Origin of the sequence: Tardiphaga sp. 20_F10_N6_6 (assembly GCF_052076045.1) — a bacterium.
In the GTDB taxonomy this organism is placed as follows: domain Bacteria; phylum Pseudomonadota; class Alphaproteobacteria; order Rhizobiales; family Xanthobacteraceae; genus Tardiphaga; species Tardiphaga robiniae.
In genome coordinates, this window is record NZ_CP197239.1 from 1169880 (window position 1) to 1185875 (window position 15996).

General features: G+C 56.0%; 11 protein-coding genes. 6 read left to right on the forward strand and 5 right to left on the reverse strand.

From position 1 onward, the window contains the following. Positions 1-28: 28 nt before the first annotated feature. The 5 genes from AB7813_RS05565 to AB7813_RS05585 all read right to left on the reverse strand — a co-directional run bounded on the left by AB7813_RS05565 (position 29) and on the right by AB7813_RS05585 (position 7876). Complete coding sequence (locus AB7813_RS05565; RefSeq protein WP_441227948.1) at positions 29-1162, reverse strand: hypothetical protein; 1134 nt, start codon at positions 1160-1162, stop codon at positions 29-31. Between the two features lie 114 nt (positions 1163-1276). Next, on the reverse strand, positions 1277-2113 hold the full coding sequence (locus tag AB7813_RS05570) for a type I restriction enzyme HsdR N-terminal domain-containing protein (RefSeq protein ID WP_441227949.1): 837 nt from the start codon (positions 2111-2113) through the stop codon (positions 1277-1279). A 121-nt stretch (positions 2114-2234) separates the two neighbouring features. Further along, positions 2235-2546, reverse strand: coding sequence for a PilZ domain-containing protein (locus tag AB7813_RS05575; RefSeq protein WP_184514749.1), 312 nt, complete (start codon positions 2544-2546; stop codon positions 2235-2237). Between the two features lie 1808 nt (positions 2547-4354). Next, positions 4355-4561 carry a hypothetical protein gene (locus tag AB7813_RS05580; protein WP_441227950.1) on the reverse strand — a complete coding sequence of 69 codons (207 nt, stop codon included), beginning with the start codon at positions 4559-4561 and terminating at the stop codon, positions 4355-4357. Positions 4562-6184: 1623 nt separating this feature from the next. Beyond that, positions 6185-7876 (reverse strand): outer membrane beta-barrel protein, encoded by a 1692-nt coding sequence (locus AB7813_RS05585; protein ID WP_441227951.1) that lies wholly within the window; start codon positions 7874-7876, stop codon positions 6185-6187. Between the two features lie 1427 nt (positions 7877-9303). Between AB7813_RS05585 and AB7813_RS05590 the strand changes: the two genes are divergently transcribed. From AB7813_RS05590 to AB7813_RS05615, 6 genes are all read left to right on the forward strand, one after another. Continuing rightward, on the forward strand, positions 9304-9696 hold the full coding sequence (locus tag AB7813_RS05590; RefSeq protein ID WP_441227952.1) for a hypothetical protein: 393 nt from the start codon (positions 9304-9306) through the stop codon (positions 9694-9696). Between the two features lies 1 nt (position 9697). Continuing rightward, positions 9698-9889, forward strand: a complete 192-nt coding sequence (locus tag AB7813_RS05595; RefSeq protein WP_439071653.1) for a hypothetical protein — start codon at positions 9698-9700, stop codon at positions 9887-9889. A gap of 10 nt (positions 9890-9899) precedes the next feature. After that, the gene (locus AB7813_RS05600; RefSeq protein ID WP_441227953.1) at positions 9900-10298 is read left to right on the forward strand and encodes a hypothetical protein; all 399 of its coding nucleotides are present in this window, start codon (positions 9900-9902) and stop codon (positions 10296-10298) included. A 347-nt stretch (positions 10299-10645) separates the two neighbouring features. Then, on the forward strand, positions 10646-10954 hold the full coding sequence (locus AB7813_RS05605; protein WP_441227954.1) for a hypothetical protein: 309 nt from the start codon (positions 10646-10648) through the stop codon (positions 10952-10954). Positions 10955-12892: 1938 nt separating this feature from the next. Then, entirely contained in the window at positions 12893-13876 is a 984-nt protein-coding gene (locus tag AB7813_RS05610) for a tyrosine-type recombinase/integrase (protein WP_441227955.1), read from the forward strand. Then, positions 13873-15834, forward strand: a complete 1962-nt coding sequence (locus AB7813_RS05615; RefSeq protein ID WP_441227956.1) for a hypothetical protein — start codon at positions 13873-13875, stop codon at positions 15832-15834. Before AB7813_RS05610 ends, AB7813_RS05615 begins: the two co-directional genes overlap by 4 nt. The last annotated feature ends 162 nt before the right edge of the window (positions 15835-15996 follow it).

A 15996-nucleotide genomic window follows, 5' to 3' on the forward strand; every position in this document is an offset into this window, starting at 1 on the left:
TGCTAGGCAGCACATCTTGCGGTGAATTTCAGCGGCAACCAGCGCCCTTTGTGAGACCGGTTTCTTCAATCACCACGCATGAATGTCCCGGATCTCCTTCTGGATAAGGGACACCGGTCGGGAGCAGGAACGTGACGGAATGAGCACCGTGCAAGCCGGACGGAAATCTGGTCTTCTGTTTGACGATGTACTCACCGCCCTTCGCACGCACCAGCGCACCGGACGAGAGCAACTGCACCAGCCCGGCCTGTTGCGGCATCACCTCGTACTTCTGGGCCGGGGCACTGCCGACCACGGCCTGTGGATCGATATCCACGACGCCGCCGGGCGAGAATCTGAAAAGGTCGCTCTTTGCTTCGCTGTTCGGAGCGTTCGTGATGGTCTCGCTGGCGGGCCCAACAGGTTCGGCGTTTTTATCCTTCTTCACTGAGATAAACGCGCCGGAGGGCGCGGCAAACGACCTTACCTCGTAGACGGCTGACGTCACCTCTGGGGTCTTGCCGGTGCCCGTTCTCACGGTGCCGACGGACTGGAAAGAGCCTGCGGATGGCACCTCGTAGAAATATGGCAGGCAATTGGGCCGATTGAAGAACGTTACGCGTTCTTTGCCGAGACCCGTCACGCCAGCAAGAGGACGCTGCCCGGGGTCGCTTCTATTCGGCCCCGTGGACTGACTGGCCACGACGACCCGCTCGACGCGCTCCGTCGCGCCGGTGAATTGCCAGATTGTCGGAGCGTGGCTCGTCAAGACGACGTATACCGGGTCCGCGCCGGGTTCGATGTTGACGCGCCCGGTATGGACGACGTTGTCCTGCGATCCCAAGGTTACATTCGACAATGTCTCGGTCTCGTACGAACCGAACAGGATGACCCGCGCTTTCTCGGATGCCATCGGCATCTCGCAGCCTGCTCGCTCGGCTCGTGTACGGTAGTCGCTCATCTCTTGCTGGGAAACGACGCCATCACGGTCGGTATCGATCAGTTGGAATAGTTTCGCGCCCATCGCCTCGTAGGCGGCAAGTGTGACGACGCCTGAGGAGGTCGCGTCGAGTTCGAGGAGTTGCTGCGCACGCGCGGAGAAACCGCCGCTGCGGTTCGGCTTCGCCGATTTGGCGGCTTCAAGCAACGAGACTTTGCCGTCGTTGTCCGCGTCGAGAGACATGATCGCCCGAACCCGGGATGCGATCTGACCGGCGATCGCATCCCGGACCGATGGCCCTGGATTCCCTCCGGCGTTCGGAGATGTCTGGGATCGAAGTTCGTAGGATACACGGGCCTAGCTCGTCTCAACGATAGAACGAGGCAGAGACGAACTACCGTCTCCCACGGGAGCAACGATCAGAATTTCCTCGGCTTCCTTCGGCGAAGTCTTTTTACGTGAAGCGGCGCGCTGCAGTTTCTTCACATTCTGTATTGCAGCCTTTGCCTCATCACCATCAATCAGGTCACGCTTGATTATCTCTGATGACAGCAGAGCGCGTAAGTATTCTATATCGACCCGAACGCCCGAGCCGAGCCGTCTGATTTCTTTTCGAAGTCCATCTAGCACTTCATCTGAAAGCAGCACTGCGGCGACCGTGAACTTGTTTGTGACCTGCTTCTGGTGAAGCAGTTCCGCCATGGTACTCTTCGAGAAGCCTTCTCTACTAAGATTTCCGAAGCACTCGATCACTTCGTCGCTCTTTGCACTGGAAGTAAGAACGTCAACCTCACACACCAGAATTTTCTCGATGGGCTGTCCGAAGTGAACTTTATAGACCCGCCATACCGCGCCATTCGTGAGTATGACCCACTCTATGCCTTGGTTTGCCGCATAGTCGATAGCTTGCTTGACGTGAATATCTTTGAGATCGATTCCGATGGCCTTCACTTCGATTAAGAAGCGAATGTCCTCATCGACTTTTACGGCGAGGTCTACGAATGTTCCGCGTATCGCGTACTGGCTCGTGACCTGATGATATTTATCGTAGCCGCAGACATCGGACAGGATGTCATTGATGACGGTGACGGTGTCAGCCTCGCTAACGTCGCGCTTTTGGATCGCCAGCAAAATGCCCTGATAGCGCTTCATCTGCATCGCTATGCGCGCAGACACCTTGGCTGAAATCCCCATCGATTCTCTCCCCTTTTTGCGATCATCTCGCAACCGGGAAGCGAGTTCAAGCCTACTTTAGCGCTATGGCTGCGACGACGTTAATTCACGAAGTCCCCCAGCACTAGCTCCGTCAGCAATCTCAAGCGTCCGGTCTATCAACCGGTCGTGCAGTCTTTTTACCCGGCCGTAGAAAATTGACGCCAAGTTGGTCGCCATTCACCCAAGCCAACTCACAACGACGAAATGCGAGTCCGGTGGTCGAAAGGAGCAGGAAGAACTCTTTGAGATTGAGACCACCAATGGAAGTCTTGGTTATGAGTTGAGCGCCAGTTTCCGATACATCCTTCATGATGCATTCGCGCCGCCAAGTTCCGTCAATGCCCATAATCCAGACGTTGAAGCCGCGAGCGAAAACAACGCGATGCTCCTTCCGGTGCTCTTCGGTGACCATGGCTGAAATGCCTTAAAAGGGGCAGCCTAGTACCTACGAGCTAACAAGGCGTGAAATGCTAAAGCGCTGACGTCAGTACTGCACCCTCGACCGGGCGCGTGGACTCTCTGCCCGCTGCACAATGGGCAAGAACTTGACGATGCGGATGTCACGATCTGCAACGTCTGACATTACCGAAATCACCGTCCCAAATAGCGCGTTGCCGTTCAGACATATCGAGCCAGATCGGTTCGTATACTGAGCCATTTTTGCTCGTCGGACGTCAGCCGGGTCGCTCACTCTCAATTCTAGCATGAGGGTCAGTCTCCTTCGTTTCCGAGCAGGCAAGACATGTCTCGCAGCAATTAAGCCTACAATCTCATGGTTAATTTATTCGAACCGACGCCAGCACGGTCCCTTTTCGCTGGCCACACGACAGGATGTTCCCGGCCAAACTCAAAAGACAAAATGAAATCAGAACTAAAACAGAACTGCATTGGGATCTGCGCGGTAAGGCAGAGAGAGCCGACCGGCTTGCTCGCGCAGTCGGCGATAACCTGACTATTGACCGACTGAAGTCCCTGTCTGCCGGGTATCGCCAAAGGGCAGACCAGCTTTCCATCACGCCCGAGACGGCGCTCGCGACCGGGCCGGGTTCTCGGCAAAGCAAACTGATTTATCGGACGCCCGTCCGCCTTCGGCGAACCTTAGACCCCGAGCCCCCGCCCGATGGGCATCAAAGTGCCTTGCGGCTAAGACACGGGGTGACACTGAGACCTGAGCCTGGATGGCACCCGTCGCCCATCCATAAAGCCATTTCGTCGCAGGGCTGAACCTTTCCCGCGGCCCGACGTCTACTCAGCGTGGGCGGCCCAACGCCCATATGTCCCCCAAGACAGTAGAGAGCCCCGTTCCCCCGACGGGGCTTTCGCTTTGTGTGCTGGGGCTCGAAACCCTTGGAACGAGGACTGAGGTTCGGGATTGCCGAGCCGGATAGTCTTCAGTCTCCCGGGACGTCCACAAACTGCCCCGCTCCGGCGGGGCTTCTTTTGCACCGCCGGACTTCCCGCTGCCGCCCTCCGTTGCGCCCAAAACGGTCTTGCCCCTTCAACCACCAGTAGCTCAGTTGCGAATGTTAGCGGGCTAGTTAGGATAGCGGCAACACTCAGGGGTCGCGATGATTGCATTGTTGCTTCGGTACGAAGATCGATGGGGTAGCTTTAGAACCGCGGCGACTATCGTTTTCGCCGTGCTGGTCACCCTAAGCTTAGGCGTTTACTTGCTCGGCCCCGGCGCGACGGTTGTCCTTGCCAGCCTCCTGGAAGCCTTTGGCTGGTTGTGGCTGCCCCCTAAGGAACCCGCCCCGCCGAACCGCGAGTCCCCTCAGCGGACGGAAAACTTTCAATCCAGCGCGGCCGGGTCCCCTCTCATGAAGAATCCTTTGATAGCTATAGGGTGTCTGATTTTAATTGTACTTATGGCGGGCTTCTTCGTGGCCGATATGCACACCTCATGCAAACAAGAGCATGGGCCGGACTACAAGTGCTTTCCGGGCGGGCGCCGACTGGTTCGCTAAGTACCGCTTGTGAACCGAGAGTTGGCGCCTTTTGCAGCCTGTCGCCGCGTTCGCTCGATCCCATCATTGATTTCGGCAGGCTTTGCGGCAAGCTCGCGTGAGCGAAACTTGACCGGTCCCTGGACGGTGCGATTACCGGGATAGCTATTCCAGTGCCAACGGCCGGGCTAGACCTCTTGAACATCATACGGATCGTTCGGTGTAACACTTGGCGCACTCCCCTACCCAAGAGGAGCGTTCCACAGTTTTGAGCTCAAGGGTCGAGCGATACATCGGCCATATCGTTGTGCATGATCGCCTGAGGTCCGCGATTGTCCCAATTGATGACCACACCGCTCCAGGTGTTCTCAGTAACGATGCCGACGTCGCCTGCGTCGTTCTTCCAATGGACGCGGGCGCCAATTTTCAGTTTTCTCGATTGGTCGCCGGTCATGGCCATGGCCTTTTCAATGAACGTCATTCCCGCTTCCTCTTAAACGGCACCACTTCATCATTGGCGAAGGCCGCTCGGGGCGTGGTGGAATGTAGTAAAGAACGACATGAAGTGTCCCCAAGCGTACCACAGGTCATTCTGCCAGTCGGAGACCGTGCAGCCTGGTGCCGAGCACACGAATAAGGCGCGTTGCCTAATCAGAACTGTTCGCTCACTATAGGAGACCTCAGCGCGCGTCCAATAACGGAGTTTAGATGCCTAAAACTGTAACGATTGCAGCAGTCACTCATGATCTCTCGCGACGGCGCTCGCTCGTCACTCTTGCATGGGACGATACACCTGAGAAAGCAGTGTCGTTGCCAGTCACATTCGGATGCAGCTTGGATGATATGCAAAAAGAAGCAGAGTCCGCCCTGCGGGAACTGTCGGCTGAGACCGCCAGTATAAAAGTCAATCGCCCGAACTAGTCAGACTGTGCATCGCTTCTGACCGACGAGCGAAGAGCAAAATGGCCGTTAAGTGTATCATCGCCAACGTCGTGGCGCCGCAGCCTGAAGTCGCTCGCGCCTTCTGCGGCGAGATACGGCGCAGCGATCACAGACCAAAGCTCAGGCTATGGTGAGTCAGGATTCTGCCTCGCGTTTCGAGCGCGGCCCAACCAGAGGAACAATCCCGTTAGCGATCCAAAAGGCAGAATGATCCATCCGATGGCAGCCGGGAAATCTCGACCATCGAACGTGCCGCTAAGAAAGCCCCACGCGAGCCAGAGCAGCGGCGCGGCGAAAAGGCCGGCAAGCATCTGGAACACGTTAGGATTCACCGGGACTTCCCATGCTCTTGCTCTGCTGACCAAAGAACGAGACCTTTCCGGCCGATTGTAATATTGAAAAAGCCCGACATGTCGATGAGTATTCTTAGGAGAGTTGCATTGCTGATCGCAGCAGCGGTTCTTTTCGCTATTCTCGACGTGATCTTTGCGATCATCTGTATGTTTATCCACTCTAAACTTTGGCTGGGGCGGGTCGATATCGAAGCCTACCACACGGCGGCAGTTCTGGTTTGGCCAATGCTGCTGGGGGGATTAGCGTCATGCGCAGGACTCTGTTGGGTGTGGAAGCGGTCTGGCGAAGATAGAGCCAGCCCGCTCCGGCAGAGCGATACAGATCCGGCACGATAGATCCGCATCGAGGCGACGCCCGGTCCAAGCAACCAAACGGCGACCGCCCCAATGAGGGCCGGTGACCAAGGTGAAGAATTCAAGATGCCTACTATCGTCGGAGCGCTTATTTTCTTGGTACCGATCGCCCTTCTAGCGGGCTACGGATCGAAGCTTGCAGCGTCACGCTTATCCGCAAGGTGGGTTTGGTTGAAGATCCTTGTTGAGGCGGTTATGCTAGCCGTTTGCTTATTTGCCTTCATCGCAGCGTTGCAATTTTACCAAGGCGGCCATGATGAGCTCGGCTTGTCGATGATATTGGTAACGCTCGCGGGACTCGGGGTTCTCGTATGCGGCAGCGCAATTGTCGGCAACCTCGTAGGAATGCAGCCGCGCCCCTGACCAATCCCCGACGGTCGGCTAGCAGTCTTTTGTCTCATGTGTTTCGCCATCTTGATAGCGTACATCATGGTGGAGAAATACTGGGATTGCTCTTAGTCGGTATTAAACGAATAGGCCGCTTGCAGGAAGCCGCCATAGCGCTCGGTGCGGGCCGGCAGGGTCTGACACGGACATGGCGTGCCGAAGAAATTGGTCTTGGCATCCTCCGTGGCCCACATCGCCCAATAGCGCGCGCCTGCACCGACGGATAATGACGGCGTCACATAATATGAGAGGATCGTTTCCAGCTGCACGCCCCTGCCTTCGCCGCTCTCCGGCGAACGGGTATCATATGCGTTGCGCAACACGTGGTCGTCGACGCCCGAAAAGCGAACATAAGGCAGATAGGCCGCATCGCCGGTGAGTTTCAGCCGATCGTTCAGCATGACGACCCCGTTAAGGCCGACTCGTAACGAATGCCACGTATCGTCCTCCGTGATCGCCAGCGTCGATCCAGGGATCGCCGGCACACAAGGTGCCGCGACGGTCGCATTGGCGATCTGCGTGCAGCCATAGGCCGATTTGTTCTCACGATAATAATTGTAGCCGATGAACGGGCCCACATTGACTCCCGGGCCGCGGATAAACGCATAGCCGACATCGACCGTAGCATAGGCGATACTGCCCTGCACGGGGTCCGACACCGTGTTCGAATAGGGAACACCGTAGCCGGGCATCCAATCCTCGTCGTTCATCTTGCCGCTTAGCAACTTGCCGCCGCCGATGAAGCCCTTGAGGAAGAAATCGGCCAGGCCATCGACACGACCGAACACTTCGCCAGAGACCGCCGGACTCTCATAAGTGAGTCGCGAGTTCAGGATGTTCTGCTGTGCCGGATCGGTGCCTGCACCGAGATCCTTCTGAAAACGACCCGACGAATACCAGACGCGTCCGCCGATCTCGATGTCGCCGCGCATGCTCGGATCTTCAACACTTTGGGAGCCGCGCAGATGCATGTTCTCGGCATCGTCCCACCGCGCATCGGTTTCGCCGCCGAACTTCATGTTCAGCCCGACTTTGACAGTCTGGATGTTCTGCGAAACGCTGGTGCTGCCTGGCGGCGTCGTCCCATACAGCGCAAAGGGCGGAAACGGCTGGAAATAGCTGCCGGGCGTCGACATGCCGAAGCTGTTGAAACCGGCATAGTCGTATTCTACCTTCACCGACCAAGCTGGCGCCACCGCCCGTTCGATGCCGACGCCTGCGGTCCAGCCCCATTGGCTGTTCTTTGTGCCAGTCGAGAGGTCGATCGGGTTGGTATTGATATCAATCTGCTGATTGAGCCAGGCGACGCCACCTTTGGCATAGAGCAAGGTGCGTCCGGCCTCGCCAGTCGCCAAGCCAACGCGCCCTGTAACGGTGCCCAGCGCGTTCTGCCGCACGCGGCAATTGGCCGATAGGAAATAGCCGGATGACGCAAGGCACGTATTGGTGCCGTTGGAGCTGACTGCGCTAATATCGGCCTCGACGCCGAGCACCAGATTCCGAGTCGGCTGAAAATTAAAGCCTACCTGCGCGCCTCCCAAAGCCGTCGGCGTTCTGACATCGCCGCCATAAACGGAAGGGCCATTGCTATCTATAAATCTGGATTGTCCCAATCCGCCGCCGATATGGACGCCGAGATAAGGTCCGGCCCATGTCCAAACCGCGAGGGGATAAGGCTGACCGTATTCCGGCAAATCCGCAGCGACCGCCTGGCTTGCGCCAAGCAGCAGAGAAGCGACGACAACAGATACTCTGGTCATGTACCCCACTCGAACCCCGCATCAAGATTGGGCGCAGCTTCGGCGAGATTCGTTAAATTTCCCCTTTACGTTTCGCTAACTGTGTTTTTTAGCAAGACGTCAACGATGACAGACCGGCGACGCGCTTTTAAACCCGCGCAGGACCAGACGGGCCCCGTCCCGCGCACTCACGACTAATGAACGAGGAAATCGTGGTTATGAGAATGCTTGTCATCGCAACCGCTGTCTTCGCCGCAACATTGCAGCCGGCTAACGCATGCCGCGATCCGAAAAGGAACACCGACACGCTTCTTACTAGCCTTCCGCCCTGATTACGATCGCCACTCCGTGGCAGCCCAGGTAGAGATCGTTGCCGTCAACGCACCTGCGCATAATATTGATACGCAATGGTCTCCTGAAGCGACCGTCCGGGTCGTGACCCCTATTAAGGGGACCAAGGTCGGAGACCAATTTATAGTCTCAACGGGTGGGACATCCTGCGACAGCTTCTTCGATCGCAAAGGTGACTACTCCACTTTGCGCCCCTTCATCGTCGGCGGCTTCGTTGAAACAACGGCTGATCGAGGTGCGGTTTTCCTTGGGAGGTGGTTGACCGACCTAACAACGGGAACGCTCCCTTAATGCTTTACCCCAAAAGATCGAACGCTGCTCGGTTGCAACATGGCCGAAGAGTATTTGCCATTTGTGATGATTTGGGATGACGCCTTCGGTTGGTGCGATCCACATAAGGATGCCCTCTATAGCCGAACGCACTGGATGGAGCAGCCAGCCCCTCCGCACTCGTGAGCATGATCGTTAAGTGGTCGCGGCTGGAGCCCAAAAACGATAGGAGCCGCGTAAACGCGGCCCCTGATATGATTTACCAGCGGCGCCCGCCACGCCAGCCCCGGTCCCACCCGCCATAGCGTGGACCGTATCCATACCGTGGACCGTATCCGTATCGGGGCGCATAACCGGGGGTGCGGAAGCAACGTCCGAAGCGGTCGCAAACTAGCCTCACCTGCTCAGTGTTATGTCCGACACCTGCGCCGGTTGCCAGACCGAGCGGCATCGCCGATGCCGCTCCTGATGCTGCCGTGCCTGCTAGAGCGAGCAGCCCGAAAATAGCCAACTTTAACTTCATCTGGTATTTCCTGTATTCAAAAAGCCCCAGTCACCACTTACCTGTTCCTTCCTGAACTGGAGCTGAGCGCGCGGATCCCCCCGTTATTTTCTAAGGCTTCAGCACTCTGGCGAGAACAACACGCCTCTCGCGGTGACGCCCTCCCCGCCATCGGGTAAAATGGCGGGATGCAGGACCATCTTTTCGATTTTATGACTTTGGGCATCTTTCTCTTCGGCGTAGTGCTGATCCTTCAGACGCACGAGGAGCCAAAGGACGGCTCTTACTGACGGGCGGGATGCGGAACGCCGTTGGTCGACTTAGAATGACTGTGGTGACGATGAGAAACTGGAAAGACGATATTGATCTCGACTGGACGCTTCGCGACATCTACGCCAACCGGCTAAAGATGTCGCCGATTACCGAAGATCAGCTGAGTGAACTCCTTGAGATGGGCCTGGCCGAGGTCGTCGACGATCAGGTGAAGCTCACCGAGAGAGGGTATCGGAAGATTGCTTGGGGTGTTGTCATGGCAAGACGCCCGATTAACAAGACCTGGACACCAGAAGACATTGCTCGATTGATTATTCTTGCAGATGGCGGCGCAACGGTGACGCGGGCCGCTGCCGCCCTCAGACGGCCGGCCACGGCGGTGCAAAACAAGGCACGCGGTATTCGAAAGGCCAAGGCGGCAATACGAGCCCATATCGAGGAGTAGCATGCAGGACTTCAAACAGAGGCTGGAAAAGCTGCGTGCGGACGCGGAAGATTGCCTTCTTATCAGCCAGCTTGCCACGAACCCGGTTAAAAGGAACGCATTCGCGCAGCTTGCCGACGAATACCAAAAGATGGCCCACGACCTCGAGGCGCTTATTGCATCTGGAAACGTTCCGGGCGACCTAGGGATATGACCGAGGCGCAATGACCACGCTCATCTTCACGCTCACGCCTGACGCGTCTTCGGCTGCTGTCGAACGCGCCATTGCAGAGTTGGACGCCGCCTTCCCTCAACACGAGTTTCTTGCCGGGGACCCGGACACCGGCGGTTTCGAGAACACCATCCTAATGGCGACCAACAAACCGACGGGCGACAATGCCCGCAAAGGCGCCGTGAAAAAGCGGAGTCAGACCAAGACAACCATGGGCGGGGCATCGACCTGGACGAAGCGGGACAAGACGTCCGGTGAGTTCATGGCCATTAAGAAGGCCAAGAAAGCTGCCCCGAAGAAAGCCGCCGCCGCGAAAAAGAAGACCGCTACGAAGACGACAGTGGCTAAGAAGTTTAAGGGGGTTACTGGCTACAGCCGAGCAAGGAAGTGACGTTTATTCCAACGCAAAAGGCGAATTTTATCGGTTCTACTGGAGCAAGCTGTCTATGGTTGAGGATGGAGCCGTCGAATACGCCATGGTCAACCTGGAGCGCGCTATACGAAACTTCGCGGCCGATCGATCGCGTCAGCAGGATGTTAGAGCCCGCGTTTACTGCCTGGCTCGCGCGCTTAAGGCGTCAACTGAGCGTTCTTGGACCATCCACCTGCCCGACGCGGCTAATCTTTTGAAGTTAGACGACGTGGCCAGGAAGGACTGCCAGAACTTTGAGGCACTTCCGTTGCCCGCATCAAGGCTAGAGAGAAACTAGGCCTCATGCCGACAAGCTGAACCCCTCAATGGACGAGTTCGTCCAGTTGTTGAACACCAACGGGTATGACCTGAAAAGTCTCGGTGATACCGATAAGGCTAAGAAGGACGCTTATCCGCCGGAGGACGTGCAGTATGATGGAATTCATCGCCTCACCCATGCGGCAGCGGAGAGGCTTTCGCCTTCCCGCTGCACGCGTCCCTTCACGGCATCATGGAAGCCCGAGGATCATGCGGCGCTGGGGCCGCCTAGCAAACTGGTCAAGTCTCTCAACATTATGACTGAGAAGAAGACCATCCACGCGGTCAGGAAGCCGAACACTGAGGCAAACGAATAGACGACGTTACTCAGATCGACGACACCAATTGAATGCATACCTATTCGACCGAAGTCGCCGATATTGAAACTTGCTGCAATTGCTAACGCGGCCAAGGACACCTGCGCCCAGTATCGAGAAATGTTCTCAAGCATCAGGATTTCAATATCACGGTCACGCCGCCCGGAAGGGCAGAGCTACGGGTTAGGAGAACGCGCGCCTTCTATCGATTGGCCGGGGATGCCTTCGATGCTCGCCGCCGGTGCAAACTCCCGTGATTCATCGGATCACGTGAATTCCGGTTGGCTGATATCGAGAGACTGCAAAGCATTTTCGGTCGCCCTGGTTTCGATGGACAGGACGGCCGCCTCAATCGCCCAATCTGTCCCCACCATATTCTTGCATACCTCAAGCACAACCTATGCAACGTGTCCTTTGCACCTCCACTTCTCAGTTCCTACGAGTCCTTCAATCCAATAAGGACTCAACGTTGGTACCGAACAGTCGCTTTCTGTAGTTTTCTCTCAAGACGAGGACGGATGCCACGTCTATCTCTCAACGAGTGAGTTACTCCTTGCACTGCTCATCGCCCGTCCCTGACGAGCCAAACGTGATCTCTCCTCTACTATCAATACGCGCTTCTGATCCGATCTCCGCTACTCAATGAAGTCGCATTTCCCTCCTCTGCGTCTCTTCACCCAATCAACAAACGAATCCTTGGGTGTGTGGCGCGAGACAAACTCTGCCCTTCACCTCCCCTTTGCCTCCAAGAGATTTTCCTCTTGAAGCTACCTGCAGTATCGTAATAGCAAATACCCGATGCGTGATCACGAGAACGAACACGTCTCACCGTGATCACTTGCATACTCGCACTCGCCCAGATTAATTTTTACGGCGCTAAGCAACAACTTTCGGAGATACTGTGTCACACGACCCTTGGAAATATCGACCGCAATCGTGTCGGACGCCTCGAACAGCCTCCGCGTCGAACCTCTCGGAAGCAGCGGGAGCAATCGGCGTAAATCGCAATACACTAAAGTCAATGCTTATTGCTAAGGGGATGCTCACTGTCCGCCCTGGGCTGCGAACAATGGTCCATGTGTCGAACGAAGACATCAACCAACTACGAGAGGAGTACGCGAATTCAATTCCCTTCGCCGGATTAGCTCCGCTATTAGGCATCGGACTTAGAATGGCATTGAGGATGCGTGACGAGCTGGACATACCTGTTTGGATGCAGGGAGGAAAGCATGGCGATAAGCATCGATATGTTTTCCGTCGGGCTGACGTCGAGACGTGGGTCGATACCCTAGTCGGCGACCCTCCGTACTTTCCTGAGTTGCCGGATGGCTGCTCACTTCTAGCCGACACACCAAATCGAAAGAACTTCCGAATTGATCATCTGATCTCTGCGATCCGAGAGGGGCGAGTGAAAATCGTCGGTCGACTTACTGGACGCGAAAAGTTCGGAGGCACGATATTAGACGACGCCACCGTAGAGACCGCGGTTCCTGCTGAGATCAGACGCATGATGGGCAATCAGCGGCGTGGGTCGAGAGGCGGCTCCTATGGGAAGGCATTGCCAAAGACGTGATGCGCCAAGGCAGTTGCCACGCGGACACACTTTATACCATCAGCGAGACCTTATTAGCGATCCCAGTTGGTTACCGCTAGGCGGGCCCTGCAAGCACATAGCTTCTGCATATGCAAAAAGTATTCATTCCAGATCCAGACGAGATGACGAAACGCGGCTTTGGCCGTTGGAAGAACGCACCAGTTCTTTTCAATGATCGCTATGAATACTTACGCGTCCCGTCACGATATCTCCGCGAGCGGGCGACGCGGCAGTACTCACCCGCCGGTGAACTACACGACTATCCACGCCCTGCGACTCTACGTGCTGTTGCATATCGCTTATGCCACTTCTTTAACTGGGGTTCCGCGACAGATTGCTGCTGGATGACCGCCAGTTACGAGGACGTTCTCGAGTATCAGAACAGCCAACTTCGTTCGCTTGGAACGGCCGGAAAAAGCGTCACCCCGAAAACCGCTAACAGACGCGCAGATGAAGTTACGCACTTTCTTCGGTGGGCATCTCTGAACGGTCTTCGCCCATCATTTCACTACGAGACCAAAACTGTCGATCGAATTATCAACGGTAGACGACGCACCTTTCTTATCCGGCTCGGTCGATCACGCGAAGCTCTGTACGAAGACGATCCAACCCACTTCCCCACGGCGGCACAGATCGCTGCCTGGCTCAAGTCTGTTCTGACTATCCGGGGAGAAGCAAAGTGGCTCGCCTGCCGCTTCGTTCTAGAAACTGGTGCTCGTAAGTCCGAAGTATCCAACTTAAAGGTCTCAGACTGGCCTAGCGACGAACGCATCGCAAAGGCAATCCAACAGAACAGTGCATTCGTTCACATGACACTCAAACATGGCACCAAAGGCGGAAGGCCCCGTCAAATCAGAGTTCCTTTGGCGTTTGCGATGCAGGTCCAAGCGTGGCGCAAGAAGCGCAATACTTACGCCTACCGCTACTACAAGCGCACAGGACGGCGTATCGATCTCATGTTTCTGTCCGACTCCGGAATGCATGCCGGCACCCCCCTGTCTGGTCAGACGATCTGGCGTTGTTTTCGAGAAGTGGAGCCGCGCCCAGATCGCTGGACCACGCACAAAGGACGGCACGCATATGCTGTCTTCCTCGTACTTTACGCTCTAGAGAGCGAAGCACAGGCTTCGCATTCCTCACTGAAAACCAAGGGCCCTGAATGGATTTACGATCGCGGACGGCACTGGCTCATGCTTCTGAAGAAGCAGTTCGGTCACATCTCTGAAGAGACAACTCAGATCTACCTGAGGTGGTTAGTAGCAACGGCTGGCATCTCGGATTACGCCGCTGGATGGCACCGTTATCTGAACGACGAGGCAGGCGAATGAGCCATGTAGCTTCAATCACACCGTCGGAGGACGACCTGAGCTTCTTCGTGACGTTCTCTGACGGCTCTCGATACGCGATCGATCTTCGTGAATTCGCGACTGGTGGACGATACATTGAAAAAAACGAACGAGTAAAGCGACTCTGGCGAGGAGACTTCAATGGGCGACCTACCTTCGCTCGACAGTTAGCCCGAATGATCCAGAGTGAGAACTTCCCCAAGACGACGACGAAGCGATATCGGGCGGGGTTGCGAGAGCTGTTCCGATTTTTAGACCAGGACGAAGCATCCGGAGGACCACCCGTTCGACAACTCGCGGACCTAACTGATGCGCACGGTTACAGCATCCACGAATGGATTGGCCCGGACAAGCCGTTTAACTATCGTTCCGTTAAGGCTGTTGTAGACGCCATGCGCAGCCACTACAGCATGCCACCCCTATTCTGGCCGGCTCGACGCCCGGACGTAATCGCCGCCGAGGAACCTATGTCTCCTGGAGCTGCGCGCGCACTTTACAAAGCGGTGAAAGCAGAATGCCGCGAACTTAAGCGCATGCATCGAGAGGGCTTACAACTCGCGCGAGCAGGCGCCATGCCTGATGATGACGAACCCCCACTCCACTGGTCGAAGCCCGAAAACCGGGCATTTCTGGCCGCACAATCCTCTACGTTACGCCTGTTAAGTAAGGACGAGTTATCGGCTCGCGGAGTCTATCGCGCCCTCTACGCACATCAGGGGCAAGGCCCTTCGTATCTTTCTCCGCTTGTTGGGAAACGCGGTGCGGTTGGCTGGAGTGGAGCTCTTCGATGGTTTCATCCCACGCTCAGTGATATCGCGCTCTTGTTGTGGCTCTTCTTGATCGGAACCGGCTGGAATCTATCCACGGCATTGGCACTAGACGTTTCGGAGGAGCGGAATTGGTGTGAGGCACACCCTACCAATCAGAAGTTTGTCATTATTCACGCCATGAAAGCTCGCTCTAAGCGGCGTCAAATCGCCTTCTCGTTGGCAATTCCAGAGTTTCACCCTCATCAGATTATCCGGTACGCGCTGGAGATCACATCGACGCTGCGGGCAACGGCGCGATATGAACTAGAACAAGCGCGCAACAAGCAAGCCGCGGAGCCAACGCCCAAATTGGCAGCACGGATCGCCGAACTGATGGCAATAATTCGAAGTCCCTGGCTGCATCAGTCAAAACGCCTTGGCGGTGTTTCCGCCGTTACTGGTCCCACCTCCACACTTAATGCAATTATCCGCGAGGTGGCACGTCGTAATGATCTTGTTGAAGAGTATCCTGAACTAGATACCATTACATCCTCATCACCGCGCGACACCTGGATTCAGTACGCCTACGTTCAGAGCGGATATCATGTTCTAATCGCTCAACTTGCCGCATTTCATAAGAGCCCAAAGACCTTAAAGCACTATCTGAAGTCTATGCGATATCGCGCGTTGAGCGAGATTTCCGCTCGGAAACTATACAATGCAGTATTCGACGAGATCTCGGCGGGACGACTTGTTGATCCTACACGCCTAAGACTGTTAGTCCAGAACGGGCAAATATCTGATGAGCAGGAGCGTCGCTTACTCGACCTCCGACAGCGCACTCGAGTCGGTGCCGCTTGCCTCGCCCCATACACACCTCCCCGCAACATCGCTCCCGATCATGTCGATGGTACGCTCTGCCGCGTCCAGCGGTGCACTGGTTGTCCGCACGGTGTTATCTTTGCGGATAGCATTGATCTGCTCACAAGGGCATACGCTGAGCTCGTCCACATACAACGGACAATACCTTTCGCTGCGTGGAGCGGATCAAGCTTCGCCGACGAGCTGATATCATTAGCGGAAACGCTGAAGCTATTTCCGGCCAGCGAGGTCCAAGATCGCATCGATAGCTGGATTACCCGCTTTCGCTCGGGAGAACTTAGAGTTCATGATACTTACCCCTCCTATTAAAATTCCCACTTACTCCGATTGGCGCAAGTATACATTCTCATGCCTCGGAAACTTCTCGGAAATTGCCGCAATCCCCTGGTCCGACCTTCGATTGGTCGAGCTATTTCCTGGATGCCCTCTTGGCTCCGAGTTCCTAATCATGCCCGATTCTTGGCCCCCGGC

What these genes read in the sequence shown, in the direction of transcription:
- AB7813_RS05585 (WP_441227951.1), bottom strand. Translation starts at nt 7,876, where the DNA reads ATGACCAGAGTATCTGTTGTCGTCGCTTCTCTGCTGCTTGGCGCAAGC.
- AB7813_RS05575 (WP_184514749.1), bottom strand. Translation starts at nt 2,546, where the DNA reads ATGGTCACCGAAGAGCACCGGAAGGAGCATCGCGTTGTTTTCGCTCGC.
- AB7813_RS05580 (WP_441227950.1), bottom strand. Translation starts at nt 4,561, where the DNA reads ATGACGTTCATTGAAAAGGCCATGGCCATGACCGGCGACCAATCGAGA.
- AB7813_RS05595 (WP_439071653.1), top strand. Translation starts at nt 9,698, where the DNA reads ATGCAGGACTTCAAACAGAGGCTGGAAAAGCTGCGTGCGGACGCGGAA.
- AB7813_RS05615 (WP_441227956.1), top strand. Translation starts at nt 13,873, where the DNA reads ATGAGCCATGTAGCTTCAATCACACCGTCGGAGGACGACCTGAGCTTC.
- AB7813_RS05570 (WP_441227949.1), bottom strand. Translation starts at nt 2,113, where the DNA reads ATGGGGATTTCAGCCAAGGTGTCTGCGCGCATAGCGATGCAGATGAAG.
- AB7813_RS05590 (WP_441227952.1), top strand. Translation starts at nt 9,304, where the DNA reads ATGACTGTGGTGACGATGAGAAACTGGAAAGACGATATTGATCTCGAC.
- AB7813_RS05600 (WP_441227953.1), top strand. Translation starts at nt 9,900, where the DNA reads ATGACCACGCTCATCTTCACGCTCACGCCTGACGCGTCTTCGGCTGCT.
- AB7813_RS05610 (WP_441227955.1), top strand. Translation starts at nt 12,893, where the DNA reads ATGACCGCCAGTTACGAGGACGTTCTCGAGTATCAGAACAGCCAACTT.
- AB7813_RS05605 (WP_441227954.1), top strand. Translation starts at nt 10,646, where the DNA reads ATGGACGAGTTCGTCCAGTTGTTGAACACCAACGGGTATGACCTGAAA.
- AB7813_RS05565 (WP_441227948.1), bottom strand. Translation starts at nt 1,162, where the DNA reads ATGTCTCTCGACGCGGACAACGACGGCAAAGTCTCGTTGCTTGAAGCC.